This is a genomic window from Streptomyces sp. NPDC051576 (assembly GCF_040681835.1).
Taxonomy (GTDB): Bacteria; Actinomycetota; Actinomycetes; order Streptomycetales; family Streptomycetaceae; genus Streptomyces.
The window spans coordinates 57016-75843 of sequence record NZ_JBFAZO010000004.1; the positions used below are offsets into that span (position 1 = coordinate 57016).

Here is an 18828-nt window from a genome sequence, read left to right on the forward strand (position 1 = left end):
GGGTCACTTCCCGAAGCCGAAGCCGGTGGCGCCTTCGGTCTTGGCGCGCAGCCGCCTGCCCTTCTCCGTGGCCTGGTCGTTCAGCTCGCGCTGGAACTCCCGCATACGGGCCCGGAGTTCCTCGTCGTGCGTGGCCAGGACGCGGGCCGCGAGCAGCCCCGCGTTGCGCGCGCCGGCGACCGAGACGGTGGCGACGGGGACACCGGCCGGCATCTGCACGATGGAGAGGAGGGAGTCCATGCCGTCCAGGTACTTCAGGGGCACGGGAACGCCGATGACGGGGAGGGGCGTGACCGAGGCGAGCATGCCGGGGAGGTGAGCGGCGCCCCCGGCCCCCGCGATGATCACCTTGAGCCCGCGGCCGTCGGCCTGCTCGCCGTAGGTGATCATCTCGCGCGGCATCCGGTGCGCGGAGACGACATCGACCTCGTACCGGATCTCGAACTCGTCGAGCGCCTGCGCGGCGGCCTCCATGACGGGCCAGTCGGAGTCCGACCCCATGACGATTCCTACGACCGGTCCGGCGACGGGTCCTGTGGCGGAGCTCATTCGGTGATCGTGCCTCTCAGATAGCCGGCCGCGTGGCGAGCCCGGTCCAGGACGTCGGCCAGGTCGGTGCCGTAGGTGTTGACGTGGCCCACCTTGCGGCCGGGTTTCACGTCCTTGCCATACATGTGGATCTTCAGTTGGGGGTCGCGGGCCATGCAGTGCAGGTACGCGGAGTACATGTCCGGGTAGTCGCCGCCCAGGACGTTGCACATGACGGTCCAGGGGGCGCGGGCCCGGGGGTCGCCCAGCGGGAGGTCGAGGACCGCGCGGAGGTGGTTGGCGAACTGGCTGGTGATCGCGCCGTCCTGGGTCCAGTGGCCGGAGTTGTGGGGGCGCATGGCGAGTTCGTTGACGAGGATGCGGCCGTCGCGGGTCTGGAACAGCTCGACAGCGAGGTGGCCGACGACGCCGAGTTCCTTGGCGATACGCAGTGCCATCTCCTCGGCCTGGAGGGCGAGGGCCTCGTCCAGGTCGGGGGCGGGGGCGATCACCGTGTCGCAGACGCCGTTCACCTGCTGGGACTCGACGACCGGGTAGGCGACGGCCTGGCCGTGCGGGGAGCGGACGACGTTCGCCGCCAGCTCCCGGACGAAGTCGACCTTCTCCTCCGCGAGCACCGGGACACCGGCCCGGAAGGGGTCTGCTGCCTCCTCCGCCGACTCGACTACCCACACGCCCTTGCCGTCGTAGCCGCCGCGGACCGTCTTGAGGACGACCGGGAAGCCGTCGCCCTCCGCCGCGAACGCGACCACGTCCGCCGGGTCGGTCACGATGCGGTGCCTCGGGCACGGCACGCCGATCCCGTCGAGCTTCGCGCGCATCACGCCCTTGTCCTGGGCGTGCACCAGCGCGTCCGGGCCGGGGCGCACGGGGATGCCGTCCGCCTCCAGGGCCCGTAGATGCTCGGTGGGTACGTGTTCGTGATCGAAGGTGATCACATCGCAGCCCCGCGCGAAGTCACGCAGCGTGTCGAGGTCGCGGTAGTCGCCGATGACGACATCGCCGACGACCTGCGCCGCGGAATCCTGAGGGGTGTCACTGAGGAGCTTGAATCTGATGCCGAGCGGGATGCCCGCCTCGTGTGTCATACGAGCGAGCTGCCCCCCGCCGACCATGCCGACTACCGGGAACGTCACTCCCCCAGGGTATCGGTCACGCCGAGGCGCCTGATTTCCGTACCTCTTACCGTTCTATTCCGGGTCTCTTCCCAACCTGTGAGCGGCTTCATGGGCGGCGGGGGAAAGCGGTGGTTAGCATGGCTGGGTCGACTTATCCGTGATGACGTCCTAGATGACAGGGGCCTGCACACCCATGGAACGTGGTTCCGAAGGGCCTTTCAAACGGCTCGCGGGCGAGATCGCCAAGTTCGGCGCGGTGGGCGTGGTCGGCACCGTGGTGAACTTCGCGGTCTCCAACCTGCTGTGGCATCTGACCAGCCTGCAGGCCGTGCGCGCCAACGTGATCGCCACCATCGTCGCCATCGCGTGCAACTACGTCGGCTTCCGGTACTTCGCCTACCGTGACCGCGACAAGAGCGCCCGCACCAAGGAACTCACCCTGTTCCTGGTGTTCAGCCTGGTCGGCCTGGTGATCGAGAACGGCGTCCTGTTCGCCGCGATCTACGGCCTCGGCTGGGACAGCTCGCTGCAGCGCAACGTCTTCAAGGTGCTCGGCATGGGCATCGCGACGCTGTTCCGCTTCTGGTCGTACCGCACCTGGGTCTTCAAGGCCCTGCCGGTCGAGGAGGCCGTAGAACTGGCCGTTGCCCCGGAGGCCGTCCTGGCCCCGCAGCCGAAGCCGCAGCCGCGCCCCAAGCAGCACGTGAGCTGACCGGCACCTTTTTCACCGGGCTCAGCGGACCGTGGGCTCGTCCTCGTCCACCGGCGGCCGCTTCGCAGGCGGCGTACGGGACAGGAACAGGCCGAACACCGGCGGCTGTGCCTGCAGCATCTCCAGCCGGCCGCCGTCGGCCTCCGCGAGGTCACGCGCGACCGCCAGGCCGATCCCCGTGGAGTTGCGCCCGCTGATGGTGCGCTCGAAGATCCGGGCGCCGAGGTCGGTGGGCACACCCGGCCCTTCGTCCGTGACCTCTACGACGGACTGGTTGCCGGTGACACGGGTGCGCAGGGCGACGGTGCCGCCGCCGTGCATCAGGGAGTTCTCGATCAGCGCGGCCAGCACCTGGGCGACCGCGCCCGGGGTGCCGACGGCCTGGAGATGCCGCTTGCCCGAGCTGACGATGGCGCGGCCGGCGCTGCGGTAGGCGGGCCGCCACTCGGCGAGCTGCTGCTGGATGACCTCGTCGAGGTCGAAGGAGACGGCGGAGCCGGTACGGGGGTCACGCGCGTTCGTCAGCAGCCGCTCCACGACGTCGGTGAGCCGCTCGACCTGCGTCAGCGCGATCGTCGCCTCCTCCTTCACCGTGTCCGGGTCATCCGTGAGGGTGATTTCCTCAAGGCGCATGGACAGCGCGGTCAGGGGTGTCCGCAGTTGGTGCGAGGCGTCGGCGGCGAGCCTGCGCTCGGCGGTGAGCATGCGGGCGATGCGCTCGGCGGAGGAGTCCAGGACGTCGGCGACCCGGTCCAGCTCCGGGACGCTGTACCGCTTGTGGCGGGGGCGCGGGTCGCCGGAGCCGAGCCGCTCGGCGGTCTCCGCGAGGTCGGTCAGCGGCGAGGCGAGCCGGTTGGCCTGCCGTACCGCGAGCAGTACGGCGGCCACCACGGCGAGCAGCGCCACGGCGCCGATGATCAGCAGGGTCCGCCCGACCTCGCGGGTGACGGTCGAGCGCGGCTCCTCCACGGTGACGATCTCGCCCTGCTCGCCCTTGGCGGTGGAGCGGATGACGTCGCCCGTCGACTTGGTGCCGACCTCGATCACCGGGTCGCCGGGGATGCGGATGATGGCGTAGCGGTCCTCGGTGACCTGGGTGTGCAGCACCTCCGCGTCGACGATCTCCGCGCCGCTGATGCGGCTGTCCACGATGCTGGCCAGCCGCAGCGCCTCGGAGTCCACGCGTTCCTGGGCGCTGTTGCTGATCGTGCGCGTCTCGACGATGACGAGGGACACACCGAACACGGCGATGACCACGAGCACCACGGCGAGCGTGGACTGGATGAGCCGACGACGCACGGGGTGTTAGCTCTTCTCGAAGCGGAAGCCCACACCGCGCACGGTAGCGATGTACCGAGGGTTGGCCGCGTCGTCGCCGAGCTTCTTGCGCAGCCAGGAGATGTGCATGTCGAGGGTCTTGGTCGACGACCACCAGGTGGTGTCCCAGACCTCGCGCATCAACTGGTCGCGGGTGACGACCCGTCCGGCGTCCCGCACCAGCACCCGCAGCAGGTCGAACTCCTTGGCGGTGAGCTGGAGTTCCTCGTCGCCCATCCACGCGCGGTGCGACTCGACGTCGATCCGGACGCCGTGTGTGGCGGGCGGCTGCGCGGGCTCGGCGGCGCCGCGCCGCAGCAGGGCCCGGACGCGGGCGAGCAGTTCGGCGAGCCGGAAGGGCTTGGTGACGTAGTCGTCGGCGCCCGCGTCGAGGCCGACGACGGTGTCCACCTCGTCGGCGCGCGCGGTCAGGATGAGGATCGGGACGGTGTGGCCCTCGGCACGCAGTCGGCGGGCCACTTCCAGGCCGTCCATGCCGGGCAGGCCCAGGTCCAGGACACACAGGTCGATGCCGCCCTGGATGCCGGCGTCGAGCGCTGTCGGTCCGTCCTCGCGCACCTCGACCTCGTAACCTTCCCGTCGCAAAGCGCGGGCCAGCGGCTCCGAGATGGACGCGTCGTCCTCGGCGAGCAGTACACGGGTCATGAGGTGATGGTAGTCCGCCTCGGACAGCGTCAGAGGTGTGATCGTCACCGATGATTTCTTACCCTGGGGCAAGCCGGGTGCACCGAGGTGGAGATCTTGGCGCGAACCTGTGACTTTGGGGTGCGATCCTGATATTCGCCTTAGAAAAGGCGACTACGGTTCCATCATTCCCTGTGATCCATATCTCAATCTCTTCCATATCCGGTGGTGTCCTGCCGTATGGTGACGTGAACGTCTGTAGCAACACCGGGGACCTTTAGTGGGCATTTGACACTGAGGGTCTCTTTTGTGTGCGGGCTGGCCGCTGCCAGCCCCTGAAGGAATGGCCCGGCGTGAACCCCGGCGGTCGCCGTCCACCGCCCCGTGACCCGGGGCGGACTCCCCGAAGGCGTGGGGAAGGACGTACCGATCCCGCCGGTGCCGGCCGCCCCCACCGGGCGCGCATCCGCTCACGCAGCGCGTCCCGACCAGCAAGGAACAACCATGGCGTCCAGCCTGACGAAGGACTCGGTGACTCCGGGCACCCCCGGTTCCGAGAAGACCTTCTTCGGCCACCCCCGCGGACTGGCCACACTCTTCATGACCGAGATGTGGGAGCGTTTCTCCTACTACGGCATGAGGGCTCTGCTCCCGCTGTACCTGGTCGCCCCGGGCGGCCTCCACCTGAGTGCGGCCACCGCGACCGCGATCTACTCGGTGTACCTGTCGCTCGTGTACCTGCTCGCGCTGCCCGGCGGCTGGTTCGCGGACCGTGTCCTCGGCCCCCGTAAGACGGTCGCGGTCGCGGGCGTGATCATCATGCTCGGCCACCTGACGCTGGCGCTGCCCACCGCGGGCACGTTCTTCGCGGGCCTGGGCCTGGTGGCGATCGGCTCGGGTCTCCTCAAGGCCAACATCTCGACGATGGTCGGGCACCTCTACGAGGGCCCGGACGACCCGCGCCGCGACGGTGGCTTCACCCTCTTCTACATCGGCATCAACGTCGGCGCGTTCGCCGCGCCGCTGGTCATCGGCACGGTCGGCGAGAACGTCGACTGGCACCTCGGCTTCGCGCTCGCCGCGGTCGGCATGGCCATCGGTCTCGCCCAGTACCTGCTCGGCACGCGTCACCTCAGCTCCCGCTCGGACGTCGTCCCCACGCCGCTGTCCGCCGAGGAGAAGGCGGCCACGCTGCGCAAGTCCGCGCTGTGGGCGGCCGTCGCCGTCGTGTTCTACGCGATCGTCGGCTTCTCCGGCCACTACACCCTCAACTGGCTGCTGGTCCCGATCACCGTCGCCGGTCTGCTGATCCCGGTGCTGGTCATCGCCCGCATCAAGCGCGACAAGACCCTCGACCGCGCCGAACAGTCGAAGATGAGCGCGTACATATGGTTCTTCGTCGCAGCGGCCGTGTTCTGGATGATCTACGACCAGGGTGGCTCGACGGTGTCCCTGTTCGCCGACTCCTCGGCGAAGAACAGCGTCTTCGGCTGGGACTTCCCGGTCTCCTGGTACCAGTCGGTCAACCCGGTCCTCATCATGGCCCTCGCCCCGGTCTTCGCCTGGGCCTGGCTGGCCATGGCCCGCCGCGGCAAGGAGCCGAGCACCGCGACGAAGTTCGCGATGGGCCTGATCCTGATCGGCGCGTCCTTCTTCCTCTTCCTGGCTCCGCTCGCCATCGCCGACGGCGGTCACAAGGCGGCGGCGATGTGGCTGGTGGCGATCTACTTCGTCCAGACGGTGGGCGAGTTGACCCTCTCCCCGGTCGGGCTGTCCGTCACCACGAAGATGGCCCCGGCCAAGTACGCCTCCCAGATGATGGGCGTCTGGTTCCTCGCGGTGACCGCGGGCGACGCCACGACGGGCCTCCTCTCCATCGCCGGAGTCGACCTCAACAAGACGGGCATCGTCGCGTTGCAGGCGGTGCTCGCGGTGCTGGCGGGGGCGGCGGTCTGGATGTACCGGAAGCGGGTGCGGGAGCTCATGGGGGACGTGCACTGAGCCCTGGCCGGCCTGGCTGAAGCGTCGAAGGGCCGCCGTACCCATGAGGGTGCGGCGGCCTTTCGGGTTTTCCCGCACCCTTCGGTATTCAGCGGCATGAGCACGCGCGCCTACGTCGAACGTGTCGTCGCCGCGACCCCGACCGAGGAGGAGCGCGCGCAGGATGGCGTGCTCTCGCTCTGTGCCGGGGCCACCGGCTCTTGTCCGGCCTTGCCGTCGTCGAGGTCGCCGAGCCCGACCGGCGTGCACACATTCCGGCGCTGTGCCTGGTGGCCGCGAGCCTCCGATTCCCGGGTGCGACAGCGCATGTCGGCGCGTCACCGGGTCTGGAGTCCCTGCCACTCGACTTCGCGGCCGGCGCCACGGTCGAGCAGACGGTGGCAGCCGGACTGGAGTGGGCCCAGTGTCCACGACGGTACGGGGGTGTGGGCTGTGGACATCGGCAAGCCGCGCCGACCCGGCCCAACCCGGTCTACCTCAGGCGCCTCCGTCCCGGCATGAACGTGAACACCGCCACGCCCAGCAGGATCGCCGTGCCGGAGACCAGGCCCAGGGCCTTCAGGCCGCCGTGGCTGTCGGAGCCTGTTTCCGCAAGGCCGCCGGACGTGGACGACGACGTGTCGCCGCCGGATGTGGACGACGAGCCGCCGGACGCGCCGCTCGCCTGTTCCGTGGTGTCCAGGGTCAGGGAGACCAGGGACTTGGTCGGGGTGCACGTCGTCGTCGTGCCGAGGGCCTTGACCGTCAGGACGCCCGGAGCCAGCGTCGATGTGCCGCTCGCGCCCGGCTTGTACGTGCCCGTCAGGTCCGGGATCTCTATCGGGTCACCGGACTTGATCGCGGACGAGTTCGTCGGGCCCTCCACGTGGACCGTGCCCTTGTCGGCGCCGCCGAGGACCACCTCCATCGACGGGCTGACGGAGTTCGCCGGGATGTCGGCGGGGCTGTCCATCACCGAGCCGTTGAACTGCACGGTGAGGTCGTAACTCCCGCCGTCCTTCTTGGCGTTGATCTGCACGGGCGAGGTCGCGCTCTTGTCACCGATCGGCGTCTTGCACGCGTAGGGGACCGAGACCTCCTTGCCGGTGAAGTCCGTCTGGCCGGTTCCGGTGCCGTCGCTCGCGGACGCGGACGCGGATGCGGACGGCGAGTCGCTCGGGGTGCTGGACTCCGACGCCGATGCGGACGCCGAGTCCGACGTGGTGGGTGACGCGCTGGGCGACGTACTCGACGAACCGCCGTCCCCCGCCGTCACCTCGATCGTCGCCGACGGCTGCACTGTCTGCGTCGGAGTGCACACGGTGTCGGTCGAGAACGCGTTGACCTTGTAGCCGTCCGGAGTCAGCGTCACCGACCCCGGCGTCGTCAGCTTCAGCGTGCCCTTCATGTCGGACAGCGTCATCGCGCCGCCCTTGGGGATCGCCGGGTTCTCGCGCGGGCCGACCATCGCGATGTCGGCGGTCTGCGCACCGCCCGCCTTCAACGTCCCTGACGGCTGAACCGAGTTGGCGGGCAGATCGATGATGTCCGGGTTCTTGGACGCGGCCTGGGTGAACTTCCAGACCACGTCGACCGTGTCGCCGACCTTCGCCGTGGCGGGCGCGGTGATCTCGACCTTCGTGGTGCCGTCGACCGGGTCGATGCCCGCGGGTGGCACGCAGTGGGTGGCGTAGGACACCTCGGCGGCCTGCGCGGTCCCGGCGGTCAGGCCGAGCGCGAGGCCGGCGCCGCCGAGGACCAGCGCGAACGTCGCCGCGCCCGCTCTCCGTACACCGCCTCCACCGGCCGGTATGACTCTCCTTCGCTTGCTCACGTAAGTCCCTTTCTGGTGGGAGCCGTTGGGCTCGACGGACTCGTGGGAGTCGTCGAACTCGCCTGGCTCGTCGGGCTGTCGTCGTGCGGTGCGGAGAGCCGACCGGCCGTGCCCGGATCGGAGTCCGGGGTGAACCACGGCAGGGTCGAAGTCGCGGGGGCCGCTTCCCGGTCGGCCGTCGAGCCGAACTTCGGCATGCGCAGGGTGAGTTGTTCGGGCATGCGGATGCTCCGGTGCCGGGCCGGGCCCGTGCTGCGGCCCGCCCTGCGCGGCCGTATCCGGTCCACCACGGCCATCCCGACGCGGAACACCGCCGCCGGTACGACCACGCAGACCAGGATCCAGAACAGGGTCACGCCCCAGGGGCGGCCGACGCCCCACGGCTGTTCGGCGAGCACCCGGCCGCCGTACTTCATCGAGACGGTGTAGTCGCCGTGCGCCCCGGCGGACAGTTCGACCGGGAGTTTGATCTCCGCCTTTCCGCCGGGCGCGATCGTGCCGCTGAACTGCTGGTCGTCCCACTGCGGTGCGAACACCCCGTGAGAGGTGCCGACTTGGAACACGGGGTTCTTGACGGGGGACGAACCGGCGTTGCCGACGGTGAAGACGAGCGTGCGGGACGGTGGCGCCCCGAACCAGGTCAGCAGCCCGCTCGAACCGTCCAGCCGGGTGTCGGACAGGACCGACAGGCGTCCGGCGGACGACTCCGCGGGCAGCGGTTCGACCGCGTGTCCGGCCACCTGGAACACCGCGTCCGCGTCCGCGCTCGCCCCCGTCACGGTCGCCACATGCACCACGCACGGGCACGGCACCGGCGGCTCGGCCACCGGCAGCTTCTTGCTGAAGACGCCCTTGGCGTCGGTCGTGACGGCCCGACCGTCCGCGTTGGCACAGGAGTTGGTCCCGCCGATCACCCCGCGCGCGGGCGTGGCCCGTCCGCAGATCAGCATCATCAGCAGGGCGCGCGGCCGCCAGCCGCTGCCGGACACCGTGGTCGAACCCCCGGTCCCGGCCTGGGACTTGGAGAGCTTCACCGTCGGCCCGCCCGCCGCCACGGCGGGCACCGCCCCCGCCAACGGCAACAGCAACAACGCGAGCACCGCCACCAGCGCCGAAATCCGCACCTTGCCGCTCCCGACACCGCTCACGACACCGCTCCCGTCAACTCGGCTTCCGTACACGGGTGTTCGGCCATCGCGCTGCCCTCGTCACCCGCTCGACGCCGACGACCTCGCAGTCGTACGAGAAGCAGTGCGCCCCCGGCCGCCAGCGCACCGCCCGCTCCCGCCACCGCACCCCACGGCACGAACCGTGCCGACGTGCTCGCCGTGTCGTGTGCGCCGCCCGTCGCCGTGACCGTCAGACGGACCTCGACCGCGTCGAAGGCGGGCCGGCCGGGCCAGGGCTCGGTGAGCTTCAGGCGCCGGCCGGGCGGGAGTCGGACGGGGAGGGTGCGCGCGGTGCGGTCGAGGAGGGTGCCGCCGAGGACGCCGGTGGCGTGGACGGCGAGGCTCGGCGTGAGGGGTGTGGTGCCGCGGTTGACCAGTTCGTAGGTGATGCGGTCGCCGTGGACGGCGATGTGCTCGACGGTCAACGCCTCCAACTTCGGTCCGCCGACGCGGAGTCGGAGCCGTACGGTCGCCTCCCGGCCCTCGGTGTCGCGGGCCACGAGTGTGCCGGTGCGGTCGCCGGGGGGCGCGGTCGCCGGGACGGTCGCCGTGAACGGGACGTCGGCGCGGGTGCGGGCCGGGACCCGAACTCCCGTGTCGGCGAAGGTGATCGGGATGCCGGTACCGCGCAGCCGTACGGTGACCGGGTGTCCGGTGGGGTTGGTCACGGACACCGTGTCCTGGAGGGTCGTGCCGGGCTCGCCCTCGGCGTAGAACGTCGGGCGTCCGCCGCCCGCGGGCGTGAGGGACCATCCCTCGGCGGCCGTCGCGGTCGGCGTGGCCGCCAGGAGGGCGAGGAGGGACAGACACAGGACGCGGGCGGTCGACGGCATGGGCGGCTCCACGGCGGTGCTACGGGGCTGTCAACGGCGGGCGCGGGCCGTCTGGTTGCGGCGGGTCAGCCACAGGGTGCCCGCGGCGCCCGCGAGCAGCACCGTGCCGCCGAGGGTGCCGAGGGCGATGACCGAGTCGTCGGGGCCGGTCTTCGGGAGCGTGCCGCTGGAGTCCGTACCCGTGCCGGTGCCGGTGTCACCACTGGAACCGGTGGAGCCGCCGGACGATCCGCTCGCCGCCGTGACGTCCAACGTGAGGGACGGGCCCGGGCTGTTGGTCGGCGTGCACGTCGTCGTCGTACCGAGGGCCTTGATGGTGAGGATGGCCGCCGTGAAGGTGACCTTGCCGCTGGCCTTGGGGGTGTAGGTGCCCGTCAAGTCGTTGATCTTGATGGGGGTGTTGGCGGGGATCGCGGCCTGGTTCGCGGGGCCCGACACCGAGACCGTGCCGCTGTCGGCGCCGCCCACCTTGATGGTGGCGCTCGGGCTCATCGCGCCCTTGCCGAGTTCGACGGGGCTGGAAGAAACGCCCTTCTGCCAGGACATGGTGAGCTTGTAGCCGCTGCCGCTCTTGACGCCCTTGATGTCGATCGGCGAGACGGCGGTCTTGACGCCGATCGGCGTCTGGCACTTGTAGTTGACGTCGACCACGTCGGCCCGGGCTGCGGGGGCGGCCATGAATACCGCCGAGCCGGCCAGGGCCGCGACGGACGCGAGCGCTGCGGTTCGTTTCTGGTACGACACGGTCCCCTCATTCCCGACCGCCATTCCTGACGGCACATCAGATCGGCCGTCAAGGTACGCCCGGGGTCGTGAGGAGGGAAGACAAGGCGCACGCCGGAGTTGTGACGATCCGGCGTGCGCGAGGAGAGGGTCGGGTGGACGGGGTGACCGGAGGTAACCCGAGGTGGGCGTCAGCCGAGCAGGTCGGGGACACCCCAGCGGCGCAGCGCCTCGGGCACCATGACCGTGCCGTCCGGGCGTTGGTGCTGTTCGAGGATCGCGGGCAGGAGGCGGCTGGTGGCGAGGCCCGAGGCGTTGAGCGTGTGGACGTAGGCCGCCTTGCCGCCGCCCTCCGGGCGGTAGCGGATGCCGCCGCGCCGGGCCTGGTACTCGCGGGCGTTCGACACCGAGCTGACCTCCGTGTACGCGCCGAGGCTGGGCAGCCAGACCTCCACGTCGTACGTCTTGGCCTGGGCGGGGCTGATGTCACCGGCGGCCAGCTTGGTGACCCGGTAGTGCAGCCCCAGCCCCGCGACCAACTCCTCGGCACGGGCGAGGAGTTCGAACTGGGCGGCGTCCGAGTCCTCGGGCCGGGCGAACTGGAACAGCTCGACCTTGTTGAACTGGTGGCCGCGCAGGGTGCCACGGTCGGCGGTGCGGTGGCTGCCGCTCTCCTTGCGGTAACAGGGCGTGTACGCCACGTACTTGAGCGGCAGCTCGCGCTCGTCGAGGGTCTCGCCCCTGTGCAGGTTGACCAGCGCGGTCTCGGCGGTGGGCAGCAGGAACCGCTCCGGGCGCCCGTCCTCACCCGCCTCCACCACGAACACCTCGTCGGCGAACTTCGGGAACTGGCCCGCCGTGTACCCGGCTTCATAGGTGAGCAGATGCGGCGGCAGCACGAACTCGTAGCCCGCCCGGCGGTGGCTGTCCAGGAAGTGGTTGAGCAGGGCCCATTCCAGCGCGGCCCCGTCGCCCCGGTAGATCCAGTGCCCGTTGCCGGCGAGGGCGGTGCCGCGCCGGTGGTCCACGAGCCCGAGATCCTGGGCGAGTTGGACATGATCCCGGCCCGTGAAGCCGGGCTGCGGGGTACCGACGACCCGTACGACCTCGTTGTGCTCCTTGCCGCCCGCGACCACGTCGTCGTCGGGGAGGTTGGGGAGGGCGTCGAGGAACCGCTGGTGTTCGCCGGCCAGTTGGGCGAGTTCGGCCTCGGCCTCCGTGACCTGGTCGGCGAGGGCGGTGGCGGTGGCCCGGAGGTCGTCGTCGGCAGCGGTACCCGCCCGCCGCCGTAGGGCGATCTCGGCCGAGATCCGCCTGCGCTCGCCGCGCAGCCGCTCCACGACGGTACGGGCCTCGCGGAATCGGGTGTCCAGCGCCAGGAACGCCGGCAGGTCGGCGTCCACGGCGCGCTTGCGCAGCGCCTCGCGGACCCGCTCGGGCTGCTGTCGGATGAGGGTGACGTCGAGCATGGCGTGTGCTCCGTCCGGTCGGCCGGGGCACCTGATCGCCCCGGGGGTGATCCCTCGGGGCGTGGGCGAGAGGGTGCTCGCGGTGCCACCACGCCTTCACCGCCCCACGTCAGCGGAACGGTCTCGTTCGAGCCCGATGACGGGGGCCGGCCGGCGGGGCATGGGACCCGTCCGTACGACAGGCCGTTCCTCCCCGCACTCGGGAGTGGATTCCCCCGGAGCGCGAGGCCGCCTTCACAGCAACGACGACTCTCTCGGCTCGCGGGACCCGGGGTACTTGTCTCCGTCAGCGCGTTGGGGATGAGCGTAGGGGTGGGTGGGGGCGCGGGGAAACGAATTTCGAGGGCGGGGTTGGTGGGGTTTGCCTGCGGGGGCCGGTCCGGTTTGGCTGCGGGGCCGGTTCGCTTTCCCGGACGGGGCCGGTCCGGCGGTGGCGCAGGTCGCAGGGAATCGGCGGTGGCTGACCGGCCCCGGCGAGGGGGCCTGGCACGTGCGGCCACAAGGCGGACGAGGGTTGATCAGCGGCTGCTGCGGCGGGGGAGGGAAGGCGCCCCGGGGTCCCCTACGCCCGTGAGGCAATCGAGCTGCTCCGAAACTCCGCCACACGTGGCGGAGCGTCCCCCACACCCGTGGGCAGTCGGGAGCGCGGTCAGGCCCTGGGTCTGCGGCCCGGCCCGCCGGACAGGCCCAAGCGGGTACGCCCAGTTCCGCGCGAAACGGCGCCGAGGTCCCCCACGCCCGTAGGCGTTCGGGAGCGCGGTCAGGCCCGGGTCTACGGCCCGCCCCGCCGGACAGGCCCAAGCGGGCACGCCCCGCTCCGCACGAAAAAACGCGGGGGTGCCACACCCGTAGACACTCGAAAGCACGGTCAGACCCGGGTCCGCAGCCCCGCCCCGCCAGACAGACTCAAGCGAGCGCGCCCAGCTCCGCACGGGAGAGCACCGGCGCCCCCACACCCGTAGGCACTCGGGAGCGCAGTCAGCCCCCGCGTCTGCGGCCCGCCCCCTCCGAATACGCCTAGGCCGGCGCGCCCAGCTCCGCCCATACCGTCTTGCCCGTGACGCCCGGTGTGCGTACCACGCCCCAGTCCAGGCACAGGCGCTGCACGATGAACATGCCGTGGCCGCCGGGGCGGCCCGCGCGGTGTGGGGTTCTGGGGGCCGGCTGGCCCGTGCCGCGGTCGGCGACCTCGACGCGGATCACCTTCTTGTCGCAGCTGATCCACATCTCGTCCGGCCCTTCGGCGTGCAGACAGGCGTTGGTGACCAGTTCGGAGACGACGAGGAGCACGTCCTCGGCGGCGGCGCGCCGGTCGGCGCCGTCGGCGGGCAGCCAGCCCCAGGCGTAGAGGGCCTGGCGGGCGAAGTCGCGGGCGAGCGGGACGACCCCGCTCTCGCCCGCGAACCCGAGCCTGCGGGCATCCCGGCCCGTGGAGGGTTCGGCGTCGTCCCCGGCGGGCGGCGCGGAATCGCCACCGGGCTCCGGGCGGTCGCCCGGCGGGTAGGGCCGGGTGGTGCTCATCAGCGCTTCACCTCACCGATTCACCGGTTCACGATTCAAGAGTCGGTACGTGTTCAAGGGTCAGTTCAGTACAGGTTCAAGAGGCGGTACGGGGGTCATACGTGTTCAACAGTCATTACGCGGATCACGAGCATTTTCGTCGCTCTGGTTCCCGACAGGTTCAGATGTTCTCCTGCCCGAGCGAACCGGCAAAACACCCCTTACTCGGCACGGAAGCCGAGGCGCGGTGAAACCGCCGGTCACGCAGGGGCGAGCGGGGCTCAGTCGGACTCGTCGGCGAGGGCGGCCCCGAGGGTGTCATGGACGGTGAAGACCGCATCCGCCCCGGTGATCTCGAACACGCGCGCCACCGCGGGTGTCATCCCCGCGAGATGCACCCCGCCGCCCGCGGCATCCGCCTTCAGTCGCGCGCCGAGCAGTACGTTCAGGCCCGTGGAGTCGCAGAACTCCAGCCGTGAGCAGTCCACGACGAGCCGTGCGTATCCATGGGCGAGCAGATCCTCCAGCGGTTCGCGCAACAGATCGGCGGTGTGGTGATCCAACTCACCCGCCGGTGTCACAACGGCGCTGGGGCCCTCTTTCCGCACCTCGACCAGAAGCCGGCCAGACTGTGCGCTGCCGACCGTCCCGCGGTCCATGCCGTCTCTCTCTCCCGAGGTCGTGGCTGTTGACGTTCGCCCTGGAACACTACGCCTTCCTCACACTCTCCAACACCCGAACAAGCGCCCATAAAGGGACATATGCCCGCACAGCGCACTTGCGGCGGGCTCCGGAAACCGGGTAGGGCTAGTAGAGACAAATATTTGGACATTCGATACGACCGATTAGACCGGCTATCGATACGACCGATACGACAGCCCGACCGACCGACACGACCGGCTTTGGAGGCGCCGCACTCCGCAGTGCACGCACCGGCTTCGGCAGCCATATGCCGAGAACGATGGAGGACGCCATGTCACCCCGGCTCGACGCATCGCCTACCCCGACAGCGACGTCGACACCCCCACCGGCACAACTGGATCCCAATGCCATCGAGGGGCTCCCCGAGATCCCCCCGTACGACGAGGTCGGAGCCGTCGACGCACGCGCTCTGTCCAAGACGCTCTTCGCGCGGCTGGAGTCGCTCGAAGAAGGGACGCACGAATATTCGTACGTCCGCAACACGCTCGTCGAACTCAACCTCGCGCTGGTCAAGTTCGCCGCCTCCCGCTTCCGCTCGCGCAGCGAGCCGATGGAGGACATCATCCAGGTCGGCACCATCGGCCTGATCAAGGCGATCGACCGCTTCGAACTCAGCCGCGGTGTCGAGTTCCCCACCTTCGCGATGCCAACCATCGTCGGTGAGATCAAGCGCTTCTTCCGCGACACCTCGTGGTCCGTGCGCGTCCCGCGCCGACTGCAGGAACTCCGGCTCGACCTGGCCAAGGCCGGCGACGAACTGGCCCAGCAACTCGACCGCGCCCCCACCGTGGCCGAACTGGCGGAACGCCTGAAGCTCTCCCGCGACGAGGTCGTGGAAGGCATGGCGGCGTCGAACGCCTACACGGCCAGCTCACTCGACGCACAGCCCGAGGAGGACGACTCCGAGGGCGCGCTCGCGGACCGTATCGGCTACGAGGACCACGGACTCGAAGGCATCGAGTACGTCGAGTCGTTGAAGCCGCTGATCGCCGAACTCCCGTCCCGGGACCGGCAGATCCTCTCCCTGCGCTTCGTCGCCAACATGACGCAGTCGGAGATCGGCGACGAACTGGGCATCTCGCAGATGCATGTGTCGCGACTGCTGTCGCGGACACTGGTACGCCTGCGAAAGGGACTCACGGTCGAGGAGTGACCCCTCCCTCTTCCCCCCGGTCCCCTGCCTGTGCTGAGCGCGGCGCGCGTGTGTGCGCCGCGCTCAGGCGTTCCCGGACTCCCACCCGCCGCGCCCTCGCGGATTCCGGTTCCGTCAGCCCCGCCGCCGACTGGCGCTCGGTGTCTCGCCGAACCGCTTCCGGTACGCCTTGACGAAGTGGCTGCCGTCGGCGAAGTGCCAGCGGGCGGCCAGTTCGGACATGGTCAGACGGGTGGCGAGCAGCTCCGTCCGGGCCCGTTCGAGGCGTCGTGCGCGGACGTACGCCATGACCGACGACGTGGCCTCCTGGTCGAACACACGGTAGAGCGTGCGGACCGACACATGGAGCGCGTCCGCGATGTCCCGGGGGTTCAGGTCGGCGTCGTGGAGCAGCCGGCCCTCGATGTACTCCTTCGCCGCCGCGAGCAGCGTCGAGGTGACGCACGCGTCGTCGATGACCTGGTCGTTCAGCAGCCCCTGGAACAGCTCGACGGTCGCGTTGCGTGCCGTCACGGCGGCCGCGGGGCCGAGCCGGTCCGCCGTCTCCCCGAAGAGACGGAGATGGGCGAGCAGCAACCGGGCGGCGGGGGACGTCTGTTGGGCGGTGACGGAGAGGGTGTTCGCCGGGAAGCGGAGCGCACTCGCGGGCAGGTGCACGGCGAGCGCCCGCGTACCCCGGGCGACCTCGAAGTCCCAGGGTCCCTCGTTCCTACGGACGCACAGGGTCCCGGCGGTAGTCCTGGACCGTCGGTTCCGCGAGGCGAACCGCCACTCGCCGCTGAACGTGATGTGCGTGACGATCCCGTCCCCGTGGTGCCCGACCGGGCCGCCGGTGCTTCCGGAGATGGCGTGGCTGTACTGGTCCTCGACGTGGAGATCGAGCATCTTCTGGGCCCGGATGCGGACCCGGTACGCCCCTTCGCTGTGCCGCGGCAGCAACAGCGGAGGGGCCGGCACCGACTCGCCGCCCTGGTGCCGCCAGGCGCTGAGCAGCACATGGTTGCGGTTCTCGTCGGCGTAGGGCACTCCGATGTCGACCACGGGAGGCGCGTCACCGCCCACCCGCCAGGCGGCTATGCCGTCGTTGCTGTCCACCGGGACAGCGTAGGAGCGGGGACCGCGACGACGGGAAGGGGCGCGCCCGTGAACCTTGGGCATCGGGACGTCCGGCCGTCGGGGTGGCAGAGAAGTACAAGACGGGCGGCGGAGAGGGACAAGCCCCGGACGACCGGGGCGGGCGAGAGTGGCCGTAACGGCCCCTCGCTGTGGGTCCGTCATCGCGCATTCGTCTCCGCGCGTTCTCACCGCGCGTTCCTCCTCCACCAACCGGAGCAAGTTCATGACCGAGTCCGTGGTCTCCCTCTTCGAGAAGCTCGTCCAGGCCGAGCCGCCCGCCGACGCACCCGTGCTGTTCGACACGGCATGCGTGCTCGGCGGCAGCGTCGCGGGGCTGCTGGCCGCACGGGTGCTGTCCGACCGTGCGCGCCGGGTCGTCGTCATCGAGTCCGACGACCTCTCGGCGGAGACCGGGCCGCGCCCCGGTGTGCCCCAGAACCGGCAGGTGCACACGCTGCTCCCGGGCGGTCAGCAGTGGGTGGAGCGGTGGCTTCCGGGGATCACGGAGGAAGCGCAGGCCCGCGGCGCCTCCTTCGCCGGGTCGGACAAGGCGGTCACCGCCGTCAACGGCATACCGCTGGCACCGGACGGCGTGGACCACCACCTGCTCGCGATCGGCCGCCCCCTGCTGGAGGCCCTGATCCGCGACCGGGTCACGGCCCTCCCCAACGTGTCCGTCCTGCGCGGGCAGGCGACCGGACTGGACTACCGCGACGACGCCGTCCGCGCCGTCCGCTACGTCGGCGCGGACCAGGCCGACAGGAGCGCGAACTCGCTGGCGGCGGACTTCGTCGTGGACGCGATGGGCCGCTCAAGCAGGCTGTCCACCTGGCTCAAGGAGAGCGGCTACGACCACCCCCGGCTGGAGCGGCTGCCGGCCCCGATCAACTACGCCACGGCGTTGTTCGAGCGACCGGAGAAGTTCGCCGACCTGGAGACGGCCTGCGCGCTGGGGCTGTTCACGCCGGACCACCCCTCGGGCGGGGTGTCCGTCGCGGCGGCGAACGCGATCGAGGACGGGCAGTGGCTCGTCATGCTGATGGGGTACGGCGACAGCCGCCCCGGCCGGACGATCGACGAGTTCCGCGAGGCCTGCGCGAAACTGCCCCCGATCTTCACCGCCGTCACGGCCGGTGCCGCGATCGGCGACGTGATGACCTACCACCAGGCCGAGAGCCGACGGCGCCACTTCACCGACCTGGGCCGCTTCCCCGCCCGCCTGGTCAGCGTGGGCGACGCCGTGGCGTCCTTCAACCCCATCCACGGCCAGGGCATGAGCTCCGCCAGTCTGCACGCCTCCTGCCTGGCCTCGTACCTCGCCGACACCCCCGAACTCGCCGCGCCCGCAAGGGAGTTCTTCCGCCTCCAGCAGGTGGTCGTGGACGCCGCCTGGGGAGTCTCCGCCGGGAGCGACGCCGCCCGCCTCGACGCGCAGAACGGTACCGAGGTGCCGGACGACGTACGGCAGCAGCGCTGGGCCATGGCCCAGATCGCGGCCGCCACCCTCGCGGACGGCGAGGTCACCCGCGCGTTCCGCTACGTCTCGTACATGCTGCGCCACCCCGCGACGCTGGCCGACCCGACCCTGCTGGCGAAGGCGGTAGCCGCCAACGAGGGAGCGGAGGCCAAGTGACCGACACCGCGATCGACCGCTACATCCGCCTGGCCGACCTGGCGGTGCACGACGAGTCGGCGCTCACCGAGCTCCTGACACTGTTCGCCCCCGACGCGACCGTGAGGCTGGGCTCGGACCCGGTCCGCGGCCACGCGTCGGTCACCGCCTTCTACCGCGCGCACTTCGCTGCTTTCGCCGACACCAAGCACTACTGGAACACCACGGTGCTCGACGACGGCACCCTGCGGGCCGAGTGGGTGTGCGCGGCACGTACGGCGGACGACCAGCTCATGACGGTTGCGGGGGTGGAGCACGCTCGACTCGACGAGGACGGCCTGATCACCGACCTGCGCAACGAGTTCACACAGCGCCCCTGAGGGGGTTTCACCGACG

At 70.6% G+C, this 18828-nt stretch carries 17 protein-coding genes; 5 read left to right on the top strand and 12 right to left on the bottom strand.

What is annotated here, in order from left to right:
- Nucleotides 1–3: 3 nt before the first annotated feature.
- A complete protein-coding gene (purE, locus tag AB0M63_RS13915; RefSeq protein WP_366019533.1) occupies nucleotides 4–549 on the bottom strand; it encodes a 5-(carboxyamino)imidazole ribonucleotide mutase in 546 nt (181 codons plus the stop codon).
- Nucleotides 546–1685: a 5-(carboxyamino)imidazole ribonucleotide synthase gene (locus AB0M63_RS13920; protein WP_355908546.1), complete on the bottom strand. Its 1140-nt coding sequence runs from the start codon at nucleotides 1683–1685 to the stop codon at nucleotides 546–548. The genes purE and AB0M63_RS13920 overlap by 4 nt, the downstream gene beginning before the upstream one ends.
- Before the next feature lie 175 nt (nucleotides 1686–1860).
- On the opposite strand from AB0M63_RS13920, the gene AB0M63_RS13925 reads away from it, so the two are divergent.
- Nucleotides 1861–2379: a GtrA family protein gene (locus AB0M63_RS13925; protein ID WP_355908543.1), complete on the top strand. Its 519-nt coding sequence runs from the start codon at nucleotides 1861–1863 to the stop codon at nucleotides 2377–2379.
- 21 nt (nucleotides 2380–2400) lie between these two features.
- Here the strand turns inward: AB0M63_RS13925 and AB0M63_RS13930 are convergent, their stop codons facing one another.
- Both AB0M63_RS13930 and AB0M63_RS13935 read right to left on the bottom strand, forming a co-directional pair.
- Entirely contained in the window at nucleotides 2401–3678 is a 1278-nt protein-coding gene (locus AB0M63_RS13930; RefSeq protein WP_355908540.1) for an ATP-binding protein, read from the bottom strand.
- Between the two features lie 6 nt (nucleotides 3679–3684).
- A complete protein-coding gene (locus AB0M63_RS13935) occupies nucleotides 3685–4362 on the bottom strand; it encodes a response regulator transcription factor (protein ID WP_174447603.1) in 678 nt (225 codons plus the stop codon).
- Nucleotides 4363–4845: 483 nt separating this feature from the next.
- On the opposite strand from AB0M63_RS13935, the gene AB0M63_RS13940 reads away from it, so the two are divergent.
- Entirely contained in the window at nucleotides 4846–6342 is a 1497-nt protein-coding gene (locus AB0M63_RS13940; RefSeq protein ID WP_366019535.1) for an oligopeptide:H+ symporter, read from the top strand.
- Between the two features lie 472 nt (nucleotides 6343–6814).
- Here AB0M63_RS13940 and AB0M63_RS13945 read toward each other — a convergent pair whose 3' ends face one another.
- The 7 genes from AB0M63_RS13945 to AB0M63_RS13975 all read right to left on the bottom strand — a co-directional run bounded on the left by AB0M63_RS13945 (nucleotide 6815) and on the right by AB0M63_RS13975 (nucleotide 14508).
- Nucleotides 6815–8155 carry a hypothetical protein gene (locus tag AB0M63_RS13945; RefSeq protein WP_366019536.1) on the bottom strand — a complete coding sequence of 447 codons (1341 nt, stop codon included), beginning with the start codon at nucleotides 8153–8155 and terminating at the stop codon, nucleotides 6815–6817.
- Nucleotides 8152–9303: a hypothetical protein gene (locus tag AB0M63_RS13950; RefSeq protein ID WP_366019537.1), complete on the bottom strand. Its 1152-nt coding sequence runs from the start codon at nucleotides 9301–9303 to the stop codon at nucleotides 8152–8154. Before AB0M63_RS13950 ends, AB0M63_RS13945 begins: the two co-directional genes overlap by 4 nt.
- Nucleotides 9300–10157, bottom strand: a complete 858-nt coding sequence (locus tag AB0M63_RS13955) for a hypothetical protein (RefSeq protein WP_366019538.1) — start codon at nucleotides 10155–10157, stop codon at nucleotides 9300–9302. Before AB0M63_RS13955 ends, AB0M63_RS13950 begins: the two co-directional genes overlap by 4 nt.
- A 30-nt stretch (nucleotides 10158–10187) precedes the next feature.
- Nucleotides 10188–10901: an LPXTG cell wall anchor domain-containing protein gene (locus tag AB0M63_RS13960; RefSeq protein WP_366019539.1), complete on the bottom strand. Its 714-nt coding sequence runs from the start codon at nucleotides 10899–10901 to the stop codon at nucleotides 10188–10190.
- Nucleotides 10902–11071: 170 nt separating this feature from the next.
- Nucleotides 11072–12349, bottom strand: coding sequence for a serine--tRNA ligase (serS, locus tag AB0M63_RS13965; RefSeq protein WP_366019540.1), 1278 nt, complete (start codon nucleotides 12347–12349; stop codon nucleotides 11072–11074).
- A gap of 1017 nt (nucleotides 12350–13366) precedes the next feature.
- On the bottom strand, nucleotides 13367–13870 hold the full coding sequence (locus AB0M63_RS13970; protein WP_355908518.1) for an ATP-binding protein: 504 nt from the start codon (nucleotides 13868–13870) through the stop codon (nucleotides 13367–13369).
- 260 nt (nucleotides 13871–14130) lie between these two features.
- Nucleotides 14131–14508, bottom strand: a complete 378-nt coding sequence (locus AB0M63_RS13975) for an STAS domain-containing protein (RefSeq protein WP_355908515.1) — start codon at nucleotides 14506–14508, stop codon at nucleotides 14131–14133.
- Between the two features lie 314 nt (nucleotides 14509–14822).
- Between AB0M63_RS13975 and AB0M63_RS13980 the strand changes: the two genes are divergently transcribed.
- Nucleotides 14823–15704: an RNA polymerase sigma factor SigF gene (locus AB0M63_RS13980; RefSeq protein ID WP_355908512.1), complete on the top strand. Its 882-nt coding sequence runs from the start codon at nucleotides 14823–14825 to the stop codon at nucleotides 15702–15704.
- 114 nt (nucleotides 15705–15818) lie between these two features.
- Here the strand turns inward: AB0M63_RS13980 and AB0M63_RS13985 are convergent, their stop codons facing one another.
- Nucleotides 15819–16799: a helix-turn-helix transcriptional regulator gene (locus tag AB0M63_RS13985; protein WP_366019541.1), complete on the bottom strand. Its 981-nt coding sequence runs from the start codon at nucleotides 16797–16799 to the stop codon at nucleotides 15819–15821.
- A gap of 244 nt (nucleotides 16800–17043) precedes the next feature.
- Between AB0M63_RS13985 and AB0M63_RS13990 the strand changes: the two genes are divergently transcribed.
- On the top strand, nucleotides 17044–18453 hold the full coding sequence (locus AB0M63_RS13990; protein WP_366019542.1) for an FAD-dependent monooxygenase: 1410 nt from the start codon (nucleotides 17044–17046) through the stop codon (nucleotides 18451–18453).
- The gene (locus AB0M63_RS13995; protein ID WP_366019543.1) at nucleotides 18450–18812 is read left to right on the top strand and encodes a nuclear transport factor 2 family protein; all 363 of its coding nucleotides are present in this window, start codon (nucleotides 18450–18452) and stop codon (nucleotides 18810–18812) included. Before AB0M63_RS13990 ends, AB0M63_RS13995 begins: the two co-directional genes overlap by 4 nt.
- Nucleotides 18813–18828: the final 16 nt, after the last annotated feature.

Bases quoted from the DNA above. Each gene is read 5' to 3' on its own strand.
- serS (WP_366019540.1), bottom strand. From the start codon at position 12,349: ATGCTCGACGTCACCCTCATCCGACAGCAGCCCGAGCGGGTCCGCGAG.
- AB0M63_RS13970 (WP_355908518.1), bottom strand. From the start codon at position 13,870: ATGAGCACCACCCGGCCCTACCCGCCGGGCGACCGCCCGGAGCCCGGT.
- AB0M63_RS13975 (WP_355908515.1), bottom strand. From the start codon at position 14,508: ATGGACCGCGGGACGGTCGGCAGCGCACAGTCTGGCCGGCTTCTGGTC.
- AB0M63_RS13990 (WP_366019542.1), top strand. From the start codon at position 17,044: ATGACCGAGTCCGTGGTCTCCCTCTTCGAGAAGCTCGTCCAGGCCGAG.
- purE (WP_366019533.1), bottom strand. From the start codon at position 549: ATGAGCTCCGCCACAGGACCCGTCGCCGGACCGGTCGTAGGAATCGTC.
- AB0M63_RS13980 (WP_355908512.1), top strand. From the start codon at position 14,823: ATGTCACCCCGGCTCGACGCATCGCCTACCCCGACAGCGACGTCGACA.
- AB0M63_RS13925 (WP_355908543.1), top strand. From the start codon at position 1,861: ATGGAACGTGGTTCCGAAGGGCCTTTCAAACGGCTCGCGGGCGAGATC.
- AB0M63_RS13955 (WP_366019538.1), bottom strand. From the start codon at position 10,157: ATGCCGTCGACCGCCCGCGTCCTGTGTCTGTCCCTCCTCGCCCTCCTG.
- AB0M63_RS13940 (WP_366019535.1), top strand. From the start codon at position 4,846: ATGGCGTCCAGCCTGACGAAGGACTCGGTGACTCCGGGCACCCCCGGT.
- AB0M63_RS13935 (WP_174447603.1), bottom strand. From the start codon at position 4,362: ATGACCCGTGTACTGCTCGCCGAGGACGACGCGTCCATCTCGGAGCCG.